Below are 14,746 nucleotides of genomic sequence, written 5' to 3'. Positions count from 1 at the left end.
GCACTTGCCATATATCCCTTTGTGGTAGTTTCATCATCTTCCAACTCATCTGAGGTCATTCCGCCAGGTGGAAGCCATAACGGCGAAAATGTGGAACAACCCATCGAGTTTCCACATAACACCCATGTAAAAGAAAATGGCATCAACTGCATGTACTGCCATACTTATGCGCGTCGCAGCAAGGTCGCCGGCATACCTCCTACCAGTAAATGCATGGGTTGTCACAAAGTAATCGCAACAGATAAACCCCGCATTCAAAAACTCACCGAATACTGGGAAAACAAAACTCCACCCCCCTGGAAAAAAGTGCATGACGTTCCTGACTTCGTGCATTTCACTCACGAGAAACATTTGAAGAAGTTTGTGTTTGATCGTGATTTTCCAGTTGAGAACGTAAAAGAAGTCTGTGCTTTCTGTCACGGTGAAGTAGAGAACATGACCGTTGCACACAAGGTAAAACCATTAAATATGGGTTGGTGTAAAACTTGTCACATAAACAATGGCGGTCCTGGTGACTGCTGGAAGTGTCACAAATAGTTTTACTGGACACGTTGGTTTTACTAAAACAGATTTCCAACAAAAAGAATCATCAAGAACTGAATTAAAACAGCGGAACAATAATTATGAGCGGAAAAATTGACCGTCGGAATTTTTTAAAGATTATGGGATTGGGGAGTGCCGGCACTGCCCTGGGTGGATGTGACTTACCTTCAACTGTAACCCTGGAAGAAGGCAAGGAAGACGTCGTTTCCTATTTAATGCCCGAAGAGTATGTCATCCCGGGTGTGGGCGTATGGTATGCCTCCACTTGTACGCAATGTGAAGCGGGTTGTGGTATTCACGGACGTGTACGCGAAGGCCGTGTGTTGAAACTGGAAGGTAATCCCGGTTCATCTATGAACAACGGCAATATCTGCATGATGGGACAGGGTGGAGTGCAAGGTCATTACAATCCTGATCGAATAAAAACGCCCATGATGCGTGAAGGTGGAAACCTGGTGCCTGTTAGCTGGGAAAAAGCCATGGGCGCCATTCAGGGCAAATTGTCTTCCGCCAGCGCTGATCAGGTTGCCTGGTTTACGGGTACCCTGAGTGGTCACCAGGCAGCGTTGGTTAACAATCATCTTGAAGCGGTAGGCTCCAAGAACCATTACGCTCACGAAGCGATTAATACTTCAGTCTGGCAAGCAGTCAACAAAGACATGTTAGGTGAGGCGATGCCTCGCTTGCGTTTGGATAAAGCGCAAATGGTTTTATCCTTTGGCGCAGATTTTCTTGGCACCTGGATTTCCCCGGTACATTTTGCCGGTGAGTACGCCAAGTTTCGTAAACAAAAGCAACGTGGTTTGCTGGTGACCATCGAACCCAAGATGTCACTGACCGGTGCTAATTCAGACTTATGGGTTCCCGCTAAACCAGGTACTGAGGGTGTGCTTGCGTTGGGTATTGCCAACCTGTTGGTGAAGAATCATGGCAAAGACATGTCGTCCTTACCGGCGGATGTGCAAGGACTGGTTAATAAATATGACGCGGCTACTGCTGCGAAAGCTGCCGGCGTTGATGAAAAGCGTTTGCAACGCATTGCTGAGCTACTTGTAGAGCGTTCGCCCAGTCTGGTATTGGCCGGCGCACCTGTTGAAGGACAAGCCAAAGGTTATGCGTCTGTTGCAGCTGTAATGTTACTTAATCATTTGTTAGGTAACGTTGGTCAGACTATCGAATCCCGGGGCGATTTTCCATTCGATCAGTTGCAGGCCAGGACAGGCGGCACCGGTGATCTGTTTGATTTCGTGCAAGCGGCCAAGAGCAAGCAACTGGCTGCTGTATTCTTTTACGGTACTAATCCGAAATATACCGCACCTGCAGCGATGGAAATGGATTCTGCGTTAAATGATGTGCCTTTCAAAGTGGCAATTTCTTCCTACCCGGATGAAACCACAATGGCGGCAGATGTTGTGTTGCCTGCTGCTTCTTACCTGGAGGATTGGGGTACTCATGTAGCCGCTTATCAGCCGGGACAGGTCGCAATTGGTGTACAACAACCTTTGATGGAAAAACTGTATGCCGAAACAAAAGGTTTTGGTGACATCATGCTGGATTTACTGAAGGCGGCCAAGAAAGATGTTTATAGTGTATTTGCTGATTACTATGCTTATCTGAAAAATGCGCATAGCGCGATGCCGGCAGCGTATAAAGAAGCAGGAATGTCGGACAATGATGCCTGGAACGCTGCGTTGCAAAAGGGTCTGATAAAAGTTTCCAATGGCAGTAAATCAATTTCGGCAACACCGGTATCGTTTGATGATCCGGGTGCTGGCAGCTCTGACTCCAAGTTCGCCTATCACTTTGTAGCTTCGGCACGACTCGGTTTGTGGGATGGTCGTCATGCCAATCTCCCCTGGTTACAGGAAGCGCCTGATCAAATCGCGAAAGTAGTTTGGGGTTCCTGGGCAGAAATTCATCCTTCAACAGCGGATAAGCTAGGCATTAAGCACGGCAGTATCATAAACGTTGAATCCGAACACGGTACAGTGAAAGTACAAGCTGTCGTGATAAAGAGTATTCATCCCGATGTTATTGCCATCCCCATGGGGCAAGGGCATGAAGAGCACGGTCGCTATGCCAAAGGTCTTGGTGTCAATCCATTGAAATTGTTAAATCCGGTAAAAGAAGAAAAAACGGGTGAGTTAGCCATGTATGCTACTCGGGTTAACGCAAGCCCGACCGGAGATAAAGAAGTGGTGGTTCGGTTAGGGGCAAGTGATACACAGGTAGGACGTAAGTTTGTTATTACCGTTCCGGCTAAGCAAGTTAACCGGACGGAGGGAGCGTAAACATGTCTTTAGAAAACTTATTGGGTAACTGGTCGCAGTATCGTAAAGGACACGAAGAAGGTGGTTTCCATGATTATGAGCATCAATGGGGTATGGCGATCGATCTGGATATTTGTATTGGCTGCAATGCCTGCTCAACCGCATGTTACGCAGAAAATAATCTCGCCGTAGTTGGCAAAGAGCGCTTTGAAAAAGGCCAGGCTATGCACTGGTTGCGTCTTGAACGTTACTGGGATCAAAGCGAACTGGATCATCCGGAGCAGGGAGCCAGTTTCCTGCCCATGATGTGTCAACAGTGTGATGCCGCAACCTGTGAACCTGTTTGTCCGGTTGCTGCTACTTATCATACGCCTGACGGATTGAATGCCCAGGTTTACAATCGCTGCATTGGATCACGTTATTGTTCCAATAACTGTCCTTATCGCAATCGTTATTTTAATTTTTATTCCTACTATGAAGATTCCTGGCCTGAGCCACTGAATATGCAACTTAATCCTGACATTACCGTGCGGGATAAAGGGGTCATGGAAAAATGTACCTTTTGTGTTCAACGTATCAGGAGCGCAAAAGACAAGGCCAAAATGGAAGACCGTCCGGTGGCCGATGGTGAGGCAATGACAGCTTGCGCACAAGCATGTCCAACTAACGCCATTGTGTTTGGTGACTACAAGGATGAAAACAGCCAGGTTGCCAAGATATGGAAAAAGCACCAGGTACAACGCCGCTTAACCAAGCAAAAGAAAGACAATCCGGAATTGCGCGGTTATCGAATTTTTGAAGAGTTAAATGTAGACCCTTCAGTCATGTATCTGGAACGGGTGAGGGAAGACGTTTAACTGGAGTTAATCACTATTAATTTCTAGGCTTTAAAGAATAACAACGGTGAAGAGCGCTTATGTATAACGAAAAAGATATTAATGAACAAATAGCGTGGGCCAAGATCAACGAAGATGTCTTGCGCAGTATGGAGAATCCACGCAAAGCTTACTGGATTGCCGTGGGGATATGTCTTCTGATGCTGGCATGTGCCGCATTCGCGGAATACATCCAGTACACCACAGGTATGGGGCCGGCAAACCTTAACAATCCACATATGTGGGATATGTATATTGCCACCTTCGTGTTCTGGATTGGTATGAGCCACTCCGGAACATTGTTGTCCGCGATTCTTCATATTATTCATGCTGACTGGCGAAAACCCATTTATCGGTTTGCAGAAGCGATGACAACCTTCTCGCTGATGACAGCGGGTCTGTTTCCGATTATTCACCTGGGTCGTGTCTGGAACATGTACTGGGTATTACCTTATGTGAGCAATCGCGGTCACTGGCCTAACTTCCGTTCACCGCTGGTCTGGGATGCTTTTGCGATTAGTACTTATTTATCAGCGTCCATGTTATTCCTGTTTATTGGAATGATTCCTGACCTGGCAATCTGTCGTGATAACGCACGTGGCTGGCGTAAAAAGCTCTATACAGTACTATCATTGGGCTGGACCGGTCACGACAAGCAATGGCGCAATTTCCGTAAAGTCTACCTACTAATGGCTTGCTTTCTGATTCCCCTGGCGGTATCAGTGCACTCCATCGTATCCGCTGACTTTGCCATGTCCATTATGCCGGGCTGGCACGTGACTACTTTCCCTCCTTACTTTGTGGCGGGTGCTTTGTACTCCGGATGTGCGGCGATTATCACCCTGTTTGTATTGCTGCGTTATTTCTTCCGCTTTGAAGAATACATGACGACACCCATTATGGAGAAAACCTGTAAGTTGACCTTCGCCATTGCAATGGTCTGGACTTACCTCAACCTGATTGAGTTCTCTTCTGTCTGGTATGGTCACGATATTTACAACAAAGAACTGTTAATTGCCAAAGCAACAGGTCCATATGCCTGGGTGTTCTGGACCATGATTTTCTGTGGTTCGGTGGTTCCATTTGCTCTGGCGGTTCAGAAACTACGTCGTCACATGCCAACCATGTTTGTAGTTTCGTTGCTACTTAATCTTGGCATGTTCTTCGAACGCTGGATGATTGTTGCACCAACTTTGTCCATGTCTCACAGCCCGCATCAATGGGACATCATGTGGGGCAGTATTGTGGAATGGGCAATCGTTTTTGGTAGCTTCGGCTGGTTCGGATTGTTATTCCTGGTATTCGTGAAAATATTCCCATCAGTTTCAATGTACGAAGTAAAAGAAATGGTATTTCATCGTCGCCGTCATTTGGTTAATGAAGACGCTGCGGCCAAGTTCCATCGCCGTAAAGACGATCAACAATCAACATCGGGTGAGCCCGGCCTGGAGGGAGCGTAATAATGAGCAAGCATTGTGTTATGGGCTTATTTAGCGACTTCGATGAAGCATTTGCTGCAATATCGGATATTCGAAAAACAAAAATACCGGGTGTGTCGGTTGATGATGTCACGTTGAAGTCACCTATTGAGCATCCCGAAATTGAAGAGATCCTTGGTGAACGACCGGTGCATGTACAAAAAGTTACTTTATTGGGTGCCATTTTTGGCGTCACTTTTGGATTCTTTTTTCTATCAGGCGCTCAAGCAACATTCCTGGTGCAACCGCAAGGTGGTAAACCGGTTGTGCCGCTGCCGTCAAACTTTGTATTGATGTACGAAATGCTAATTTTCTTTGCAGTATGGGGTACCTTTTTTGCTTTCCTGTTTTTGTCTGGTTTGTTAAGAAAGCGTCACAGCCTCTACAGTGAAAAAGTCAGTCTGGATCAGGTCGGTATACTTATCGATGTCGACGAAGAATGCCTGGAACCCGTTAAGGATCTGTTTAAGCAACACAAAGCTGTAGAAATTCGTGAAGAGGTACTGAAGTCATGAGTAGAGTGGCAATGAGAAGAATAATATTTCTGTTGGCTGTTCTAATAATGCCAAGTGCGGTGCTTGCATGGCCCTGGTCACAGGATATGATGAATCAGCCCAGTATTAAACCGCAAGAAGGGGAGATGCGTCCGTTTCCTAGCCGGTCGATTCCGGTTTTCGGTATACCAACCAAGGTAGCCAATCGTGATGAGGCTAAAGAACTGAAAAATCCCATTCCAGTCACTGCAGATTCAATCAAGAAAGGCCGTCGCTTGTTTCGCATTTATTGTGCAGCCTGTCATGGCTTAACCGGTAAAGCTGAATCTCCTGTTGCTGGGAAGATCGGTGCCATTGATCTCACCGACGATTATGTGCAATCCAACCTAACTGAAGGCTGGATCTGGGGCACGATTACTTTTGGTAGTTTTGTGATGCCTGCTTATGGTGTGCCTAATGCGGATCCGGCAAAAGGTGGTTCGAATGATTTATCCGTGGAAGAACGCTGGCACGTAGTGAACTATGTGAAGAATGAATTAAAGAACGAAGCAAAATAGCATTTGAGCATCAACAACTGATGTTACGTAAAATTATTGCACTAACTATTAGTGAATAACAAATCAAGGTGTTGACCGATAACATAGGGGTACAGGTTAATGGAAGGTTTTGGTAGCTGGTCCATATTAACGACCAATTTCTTATTTGTCTTATACATGGGGATTGCAGGTGTTACCTTTGCATCAATCCTGCATCTGGCAAACGGTAAATGGCGCTTTCAGGTTCGCTATTTTGCAGTGTCATTGTTTTCACTGGTTCCATTGGCGGGGCTTTTGCTGATTATTTTGCTGGTATTTGGTGACAACACCTTTCAGTGGTTGGCTCATGCGCATGACGCTGATCATCACCTTCCTGGTTGGCACAACTATACTTTCCTGGTTGCGCGTCAAATAATCGGTTTATTGATTATCGCAGGTTTGTTCGCCATGTTTATCAAGTATCAGCATCTTGCGGCAGATGATAACGCGCCTTATGCCATCCAGCGTAAGTTCAGAAATATTGCCTTACTAATACCATTTTTCTATGTGAGTTATGGCAGCATGGTTGCCTGGGATTTCGAAATGACCATGATTCCCGGCTGGCATAGTGCCAGTTATGGTGTTTACCAGTTTGTTTCCATGTTCCACTGTTTTCTGGCGCTGTTCGCCATCATGCTTTATGCCTTGTACTCCTCAGGCAAGATGACCAATCCAGTTAAACCCTTCGTATTTAATTATCTTGCACAGATGATGTTGGCATTTACGATATTGTGGACCTATTTTTACTTCACGCAGTATCTCATCATGTGGTACGGACGCTTGCCGGAAGAAATGGATCGTTTCCACGCCATGATGCAAAATGACCTGGCACCACTATGGTGGACATTCCTGGTGTTGAAGTTTTTTATTCCATTCCTGACTTTTGCAGTCTGGACACCAAACCGCCATAACCCCAAAGTCATTATTACTGTCGCCACTTCGATTTTAATCGGTACCTGGATTGAGCGTTATACCTGGTTGTCTGGATCTGTGGATCCGCAGTACTACCATATGCCCATGACATCGATTTTCGACATCGTGGTAACAGTGGTGGTTTTTGGTGTCGCCTTTGGTATCGTGAAGTGGACGTTAAATCGATACGGACTTATCAAAGCCTGAGGGTGGGTCGTCCAGAAATTTCGGTATAACAATAATAAACGCCTTAAAGCCTCTCTCTTGAGAGGCTTTTTTTTGTTCAGTCGCCTGGCCGGAGTTGTTTTTATTTTGCGGTCAAGGTTACAGGTATATTTTTTCGCTAAATCCCGTTTTCGGTCCATCAGTTAAATTTTTTGAGAATCAATAAGTTAAAGTTTTCCGCGACTATCATGATAAGCAAAACGGACTTAATATTAGTTTATCATTATATTAATAACTTAATTAATGCATCCCCAAATGCTTCTGCTATGCTTTCACATCATATAAGGCCGGGTGGAAACCAGGATCATGAAAAAATTGGTTGTATAAGGAGCAAGTAATGAGTGATAACGGTGTTGACCACCAAAAGCGCCGACTTCTGACAGCGGCCGCAACAGCCGTTGGGGGGGTTGGTGTAGCTTATGTAGCAACGCCTTTTGTTTTATCCATGGATCCCAGTCTCAAAGCGCAAGCAGCGGGTGCTCCCGTGGATGTTGATGTCAGCAAATTGAGGGTGGGCCAGCTTCTTACTGTCGAGTGGCGAGGCAAACCGATCTGGATTTTACGTCGAGATCAGGAAATGCTGGATCGTATGAAGCAAATTTCCGACAAATTGCGGGATCCTGAATCCGATGAATTAACCCAGCAGCCTAACTATGCTAAAAATGAATACCGTTCAATTAAACCGGACATCATGGTTATGGAAGGTATTTGCACACACCTGGGGTGTGCGCCAACCTTTCGACCTGAACTGGCTCCTGCGGATCTGGGCGCTGACTGGAAAGGTGGTTTCTTCTGTCCATGCCATGGTTCCCGTTACGATTTATCTGGCCGCGTCTATGCTGGCGTTCCAGCACCATCCAATTTAAAAGTACCGCCGTATCGTTTTGTGACCGATACTCGAATTCTCATTGGCGTTGATCCGGAGCGTGCATAATGCGTGAATGGTTTTATCTCGGTAAAGAGTGGGTAGAAGCCCGTTTTCCTGCCAAAGAATTTTGGAATGATCATCTTGTTAAATACTATGCGCCAAAGAATCTGAATTTTTGGTACTTTTTTGGTTCCCTGGCAATGCTGGTGTTCGTAATTCAAGTCATAACCGGCATATTTCTAACTATGAACTACAAGCCCACCGCAGATACTGCGTTTGCTTCCGTTGAATATATTATGCGGGACGTGAACTGGGGCTGGTTGATTCGCTATATGCATTCCACAGGTGCATCATTTTTCTTTGTGGTTATCTATCTGCATATGTTTCGTGCTTTTCTGTATGGCTCCTACCATAAACCACGTGAACTACTATGGTTATTTGGTGTATTGCTGTTTGTTCTGTTAATGGCTGAAGCCTTCATGGGCTATTTATTACCCTGGGGCCAAATGTCATTCTGGGGCGCGCAAGTTATTATTTCCCTGTTTGGTGCGATTCCAGTGATTGGTAATGACCTGGCGTTGTGGATTCGTGGCGACTATGTGGTTGCTGACGCAACACTGAACCGTTTTTTCGCCTTTCATGTTATCGCGTTCCCCTTGATACTGATTGGCCTGGTGATGTTTCATTTGATTGCATTACACCGGGTTGGCTCTAATAATCCTGACGGTATCGAAATCAAGAAAAATAAAAATGAGCAGGGTATACCCGTTGATGGTATTCCCTTCCATCCGTACTTTACCCTGAAGGATATGTTAGGGGTAATTGTATTCTTGATGATTTTCGCCGCAGTAGTTTTTTATTATCCGGAAATGGGCGGCTGGTTTCTGGAGAAAGACAACTTTGTTCCAGCAGATCCCTTAAAAACGCCAGAACACATTGCACCACTATGGTATTTCACGCCTTTTTACGCGATATTGCGTGCGGTACCTGATAAGTTTCTGGGTGTTATGCTGATGGGTGCAGCGATTGCGGTGTTGTTCGTTGTGCCATGGCTGGATCGCAGTCCTGTAAAATCCATTCGCTATCGTGGTCCAATCTACAAAATTGCTTTGGCATTGTTTGTTGTCAGCTTCATCGGCCTGGGTTACCTGGGAACTGTTGCAGCGACGCCGACGGCAACGGTTTTTTCCAGGCTGTTCAGTTTTCTCTATTTCGCCTTCTTTTTATTAATGCCTGTTTATACCAGGATGGACAAAACAAAACCGCCGCCGGACAGGGTGACATAAGTGAAAAAGTTTTTACCTTTAATTATTCTATTAATGGCTGGCAATGCATTTGCTGCGAGCGATGGCTATCCGCTGGATAAAGCCAACATTGATCCCAATGACACTGAATCCTTGCGCCGCGGTGCGACCTTGTTCGCCAATTATTGCTTTAACTGTCACTCGACAACGTTGATGCGCTACAACAGAATTGGCCAGGATCTTGGTTATGATGAAGCGCAACTGGAAAGCCTGTTTATATTCACTGGTGCAAAGGTTGGAGATTTAATGGAAATCGCCATGCCACCAGAAGATGCTAAGCGCTGGTTCGGTGTGGTGCCGCCGGATTTATCGGTCGTTTCCCGTTCAAGAGGCGTTGACTGGATATACACCTATCTTCGTTCGTTTTACCAGGATAGTTCGCGTCCCTGGGGCGTCAATAATGCAGTATTCAAAGATGTCGCCATGCCTCACGTATTGTGGGAATTACAGGGTTTGCAGGCTCCGCAGTTCGATATACATACCAACGCGGAAGGTGTAAAACTGGAAGTTATTACCAACCTGAACCTGATCGAAACCGGTCAGTTGAACGCCGAACAGTTTGACACTGCGGTGCGTGATATCGTCAATTATCTTCACTACATGGGTGAGCCGACCAAACAGATCCGTCTGGCAACCGGAAAATGGGTAATCCTCTACCTGGCGATTTTTTTCATCGTCGTATTTTTCCTTAAGAAAGAATACTGGAAAGACGTCCACTAACCATGTTGATATGGCTAATGTAGGACGGTCGTCTTTACTGGTCTGATCTATCTCACTGCCGTTACTACCGCTATAATCCGGGACTTGCGCTTAGATTATAAATCTATATAGAACAGTAAGTTATAACTATTTTTCTACTATTCTCGGATTTTTATTGTATAATGCGCGCTTTGTTTTAGCCGGGTAGTTTCTTTTAATCAAGTCGAAGTCTGGAGAGGTGGTGATGGCCTTGATTGCCAATAGAAAGTCCGTAATGACTCTTTTTTCAACTGACAACGATATACACTGTCATCGTGTTCGTATTGTGTTAGCCGAGAAAGGTATCAACTTTGAAGTTGTGAATGTAAATCCAAGCAATCCGCCAGAAGATTTAATAGAACTGAATCCCTACGGTGGTGTGCCTGTTCTCGTGGATCGTGAACTGGTGCTTTACGATGCTCAGGTAATTATGGAATACCTTGATGAACGTTTTCCTCATCCGCCATTAATGCCGGTAGATCCGGTGTCTCGTGGAAGAACTCGTATGACATTGCGTCGAATTCAACATGACTGGGATGTGCTGGTCGACAAAATAATTGCGGGCACTGATGTGGCCCAGGCCGCAAAAGAATTGAAAGAAAGCCTGACTGTAATATCTCCTATATTTGAACAAAAACCGTTTTTTATGAGTGATGAATTTTCTCTTATGGATTGCGCGGTTGCTCCCATACTGTGGCGACTATCCGCTTTCGGCGTTGAATTACCACCACAGGCGAAAGGCATTAAAGAATACGCGGAGCGCCTGTTTGAGCAGGATTCATTTCAGGCCAGTCTCACTGAAGCAGAACGCGAATTGCAACAATAACCAGATTAAATACAAGCAGGCATTAACGTTTAAATGCAGTCTATTGGTTGATGCTATTCAAGCATACTTAAAAAATATTTGTTAATAACAGGTGTTGTATGACCAGCAGTCGACCTTATTTATTGCGGGCAATTTATGACTGGATTGTTGATAACGGATTAACTCCCTATCTGCTGGTAAACGCGACTGTGGATAATGTCATGGTTCCCACAGAATACGTATCCGATGGCAAGATCATTCTGAATGTCGCTCCCGCAGCAGTCAATGATCTCGAAATTGAAAATGATGAAGTTCATTTCAGTGCGCGTTTCAGCGGAAATCCAATGTACGTATGTGTACCTATGCTGGCAACTATGGCCATTTATGCCAAAGAAAATGGCCGCGGCATGGTGTTTACCGATGACGATGATATACCGCCGGGTCCTGACGATAGTGGCGATGACAGTCCGGCTAAATCGAAAGGCAAGTCCAGGTCGAAGCAACCTAAGCTACGTGTCGTGAAATAACCGTGCTCGAAATAGTCAGAGCAGATATCACAACATTACCAGTTGACGCAATCGTTAATGCGGCAAATTCCAGTTTATTAGGCGGCGGCGGAGTGGATGGTGCAATTCATCGTGCTGCTGGTTCACAGCTTCTTGAAGCATGCCGACCATTGGGTGGATGCCAGACAGGAGATGCCAAGATCACAGCAGGATTTAATCTGCCGGCAAAATTTGTCATTCATACAGTTGGCCCTGTGTGGCATGGCGGACATCAAGGTGAGCGTGAATTGCTGACAAGTTGCTATCGACGTTCACTGCAATTGGCTTTAGCTAACAATATCAGGAGTATCGCTTTTCCAGCGATAAGTACAGGTGTTTACGGGTATCCTAAACCGGAAGCTGCAAGCATTGCCCTGACAACTTTGAAAGGATACGAATCGCAATTTGAAAGGATTATTGCCTGTTGCCATAGCCAGGAAGATGTAGAACTTTACCAGGCCACCTTGAAGCAGGTTAGCGAGACTGTTTAGAGTCGAGCGTGTTACGTTGCAACCACTGTACGGTTGTCTGCGCGACGAAATACGAAATAAGTAATCAATCCCATAAACGCGCCAAACAAATGAGCGTCAACCACTACACTGCCACCGGCAGTTTTTTCTGAGCCAGGCAGCGGTCCCACCAGTTGCTCCCATAGCAACTTGGCGATGATCAGGGCCAGTAGCAACTTGGAATCCCAGCGCCCGGTTTTCATGTCATACAGGCAACCCACAATAAACATGCCGTGCAATACACCGGATAATCCAACATACCAACGAAGGTGAGGGTCAACCACCATGAGGAGAAGGCTGATACCAAATCCAGCAAATAAAGTGGCATGTAACCAGCGTTTTGCCGGCAAATGGCGATCAAACAGACCCCAGACCAGGGCTAAGCCCAGTAAATTCATGAACAAATGAGTCCAGGTTAAATGGGCCAGATGGCCGGTGAAGATGCGCCATATTTCACCTGACAGTATGGCATTTCGGTCATATCGTAACCAAAGTGTCACATCGGAACCAAAAAGCCCTATAAATGTCACAACGATGGCGATCAATATAGGTAGATAATGCCTTTTCAGGAAAACCTTAAATTTACTATCTTTTCTGGCGCGCGGATTTACCATGGAACAACAATCAAATGTACTAATGGTTGGTAGAATTCTATGCAACTTCGGCAGGATAACCGTTAAAATTAAGTGAGCTGGACCACAAAAATGCCACTATTCCTGCTACCATTGGCATACGTATTGTATCGGATTCGAAGAAATAGACAAATCTCAAGTTCGGATTATTGTCATCAATTTCGCCATAACTGCAAGTTGCAAATTAGCTTAATCATGGGAGTATATTGTGTACGTAGAAAGTCGTAACGCGAAACAATTTTCTGTAATAAACGGTCGTCGTCATATCACCGGATTCACCTTAATTGAGGTGATGGTGGTGGTCATTATTTTAGGTATCCTGGCTGCTATCGTGGTGCCAAGGGTGATGGATCGGCCGGACGATGCCCGCATCACCAAGGCTAAACAGGATATCAGGGCTCTGGAAAGCGCGCTTAACTTATATAAACTGGACAACTTTGTATATCCTACTACGGATCAGGGATTAGAAGCATTAGTCACAAAACCAGCAGGTACACCGGAACCGAAAAACTGGAAACGTTATATGGATCGTTTACCGAAAGATCCCTGGGGCGAGCCATACCTTTATCTGGAAACAGATGGTACGGTGGAAATCAAATCACAGGGTGCTGATGCTCAAATCGGAGGAGAAGGCGCGAACGCTGATATTAGTAATGCGGATCTAGGGTAAGTTATTTCAATTTCATATTTCTAATCCAATGTAGGCACCGTTTATTCATTCCCTAATAAGCGGTGCTTTTTGTCCCAACCAGGCTTCAATGCCACTACCTCAGTCATTGTGATGAAGACAATTCGCCCAACCTTAATGTACAAAACACGTGGATTCACGCTGTTTGAAATTATTGTTGTGGTTTTTATCATCGGCGTTATTGTTACCTTCGGTAGTTTGTCCATAAGTCAGCATAGCGATCGTTATGTTGAAGACGAGGCGAAGCGCATACATCACCTCCTGCGTCTTGCCACGGAAGAGGCAATACTCAGTGCCCAGGAAATGTCCCTGCTGATTAATACGGATGGATATAGTTTTGCACAACTGGTTGGTCCTAAGTGGGAACCTATTGAAGGTGACAAATTCTTTCGTAGTCGTGAATTTCCCGAAAACCTCAGTGTAAAAATGCTGGTTTACGACCAGGAAGTGAATCTCAACGATTCAGAGAAACCGGTACAAATCTATCTGTTATCCAGCGGAGAAGTAACACCATTCAGTCTTACCCTGAAAGGTGAAAGCGAAGCCGAATATACTGTTACTGGCAGTTTAACGGGGCAAATTCTCTTCCAGCAACCTGAGCCAGAGGATGCGTTTGGTGGTTAAGCGTGGACGACAAACAGGTTTTACCTTAATTGAGGTTATCGTAGCGCTGGGTATTATCGCCACGGCTATGGCTGCGGTCATGATGACAGTATCGGCCAACGTGCGTAATGCCACCGGTTTAAAAGAACGAACCCTGGCACATTGGGTGGCGATGAACAAAATGGCTGAGCTGCATATCGCAAATGACAGGGAATGGCCATCTATTAAAAAAACAACGGGTACGTCCTTAATGGCTGAACATGAATGGCACTGGGAACAGGAAGTGGAAAAAACCCCGGTTGAAAAAATACGCAAAGTTTATATAAGAGTGCGTGTTGATGAAGATGATGAGTATCCAATAATCACCCTTGTGGGTTATGTGCAGCAACCACCCAGTTAAATCGCAATGAAGCGAACTAAATATTTCAGCAAAACTAAGGCTCAGGGATTTACCCTGCTGGAACTTGTCGTTGCAATGGCTATATTTGCGATCATGTCTGCAATTGCTTATAGCGGATTGAACAACGTATTAATCGCACGCCAACAAACAGAAGTTCATTCCGAACAGTTGCATCAGTTGCAATTAACCATGACGTGGTTTGCTCGCGACATTGAGCAAATTGTTGACCGTGGGATCCGCAATGAATACGGTGAGTTTGTGGCACCCGTTATAGGTAATGAT

Annotated in this window: 18 protein-coding genes; 17 read left to right on the top strand and 1 reads right to left on the bottom strand. The window is 45.4% G+C overall.

Annotated features, from left to right (window positions below; genetic code table 11):
• The 13 genes from ACWVCM_RS04430 to ACWVCM_RS04370 all read left to right on the top strand — a co-directional run.
• Positions 1–537: cytochrome c3 family protein (locus ACWVCM_RS04430; RefSeq protein ID WP_455200508.1), on the top strand; the 537-nt coding region annotated here is incomplete at its 5' end.
• 86 nt (positions 538–623) lie between these two features.
• A complete protein-coding gene (locus tag ACWVCM_RS04425) occupies positions 624–2,834 on the top strand; it encodes a molybdopterin-dependent oxidoreductase (protein WP_455200507.1) in 2,211 nt (736 codons plus the stop codon).
• A 2-nt stretch (positions 2,835–2,836) separates the two neighbouring features.
• Entirely contained in the window at positions 2,837–3,670 is an 834-nt protein-coding gene (locus ACWVCM_RS04420) for a 4Fe-4S dicluster domain-containing protein (protein WP_455200506.1), read from the top strand.
• A gap of 59 nt (positions 3,671–3,729) precedes the next feature.
• Positions 3,730–5,148: an NrfD/PsrC family molybdoenzyme membrane anchor subunit gene (gene nrfD / locus ACWVCM_RS04415; RefSeq protein WP_455200505.1), complete on the top strand. Its 1,419-nt coding sequence runs from the start codon at positions 3,730–3,732 to the stop codon at positions 5,146–5,148.
• Positions 5,149–5,150: 2 nt separating this feature from the next.
• Entirely contained in the window at positions 5,151–5,681 is a 531-nt protein-coding gene (locus ACWVCM_RS04410; protein ID WP_455200504.1) for a DUF3341 domain-containing protein, read from the top strand.
• Positions 5,682–5,692: 11 nt separating this feature from the next.
• Positions 5,693–6,217, top strand: a complete 525-nt coding sequence (locus ACWVCM_RS04405; RefSeq protein WP_455200503.1) for a c-type cytochrome — start codon at positions 5,693–5,695, stop codon at positions 6,215–6,217.
• 99 nt (positions 6,218–6,316) lie between these two features.
• Positions 6,317–7,354: a hypothetical protein gene (locus tag ACWVCM_RS04400; protein ID WP_455200502.1), complete on the top strand. Its 1,038-nt coding sequence runs from the start codon at positions 6,317–6,319 to the stop codon at positions 7,352–7,354.
• Between the two features lie 355 nt (positions 7,355–7,709).
• A complete protein-coding gene (petA, locus tag ACWVCM_RS04395) occupies positions 7,710–8,306 on the top strand; it encodes a ubiquinol-cytochrome c reductase iron-sulfur subunit (RefSeq protein ID WP_455200501.1) in 597 nt (198 codons plus the stop codon).
• Entirely contained in the window at positions 8,306–9,526 is a 1,221-nt protein-coding gene (locus ACWVCM_RS04390; protein ID WP_455200500.1) for a cytochrome b, read from the top strand. The genes petA and ACWVCM_RS04390 overlap by 1 nt, the downstream gene beginning before the upstream one ends.
• Positions 9,527–10,264: a cytochrome c1 gene (locus tag ACWVCM_RS04385; protein ID WP_455200499.1), complete on the top strand. Its 738-nt coding sequence runs from the start codon at positions 9,527–9,529 to the stop codon at positions 10,262–10,264.
• A gap of 253 nt (positions 10,265–10,517) precedes the next feature.
• A complete protein-coding gene (locus tag ACWVCM_RS04380; RefSeq protein WP_455200498.1) occupies positions 10,518–11,108 on the top strand; it encodes a glutathione S-transferase N-terminal domain-containing protein in 591 nt (196 codons plus the stop codon).
• A gap of 98 nt (positions 11,109–11,206) precedes the next feature.
• Positions 11,207–11,614 (top strand): ClpXP protease specificity-enhancing factor, encoded by a 408-nt coding sequence (locus ACWVCM_RS04375; RefSeq protein ID WP_455200497.1) that lies wholly within the window; start codon positions 11,207–11,209, stop codon positions 11,612–11,614.
• Between the two features lie 2 nt (positions 11,615–11,616).
• Positions 11,617–12,123, top strand: a complete 507-nt coding sequence (locus ACWVCM_RS04370) for an O-acetyl-ADP-ribose deacetylase (RefSeq protein ID WP_455200496.1) — start codon at positions 11,617–11,619, stop codon at positions 12,121–12,123.
• Between the two features lie 11 nt (positions 12,124–12,134).
• On the opposite strand, the gene rrtA is transcribed toward ACWVCM_RS04370, so the two are convergent.
• On the bottom strand, positions 12,135–12,755 hold the full coding sequence (gene rrtA / locus ACWVCM_RS04365; protein ID WP_455200495.1) for a rhombosortase: 621 nt from the start codon (positions 12,753–12,755) through the stop codon (positions 12,135–12,137).
• Positions 12,756–12,981: 226 nt separating this feature from the next.
• On the opposite strand from rrtA, the gene gspG reads away from it, so the two are divergent.
• From gspG to ACWVCM_RS04345, 4 genes are all read left to right on the top strand, one after another.
• A complete protein-coding gene (gene gspG, locus ACWVCM_RS04360; protein ID WP_455200494.1) occupies positions 12,982–13,443 on the top strand; it encodes a type II secretion system major pseudopilin GspG in 462 nt (153 codons plus the stop codon).
• A gap of 69 nt (positions 13,444–13,512) precedes the next feature.
• Entirely contained in the window at positions 13,513–14,085 is a 573-nt protein-coding gene (gene gspH, locus ACWVCM_RS04355; protein ID WP_455200493.1) for a type II secretion system minor pseudopilin GspH, read from the top strand.
• Complete coding sequence (gene gspI, locus ACWVCM_RS04350; protein ID WP_455200492.1) at positions 14,078–14,464, top strand: type II secretion system minor pseudopilin GspI; 387 nt, start codon at positions 14,078–14,080, stop codon at positions 14,462–14,464. The genes gspH and gspI overlap by 8 nt, the downstream gene beginning before the upstream one ends.
• Positions 14,465–14,470: 6 nt before the next feature.
• Positions 14,471–14,746, top strand: a 276-nt coding sequence (locus ACWVCM_RS04345) for a PulJ/GspJ family protein (RefSeq protein WP_455200491.1), incomplete at its 3' end; no start/stop codon positions are given.

This window comes from Kaarinaea lacus (genome assembly GCF_975902315.1).
The sequence above is the reverse complement of the archived record's forward strand: the minus strand, read 5'-3'. Positions and strand labels throughout refer to the sequence as shown.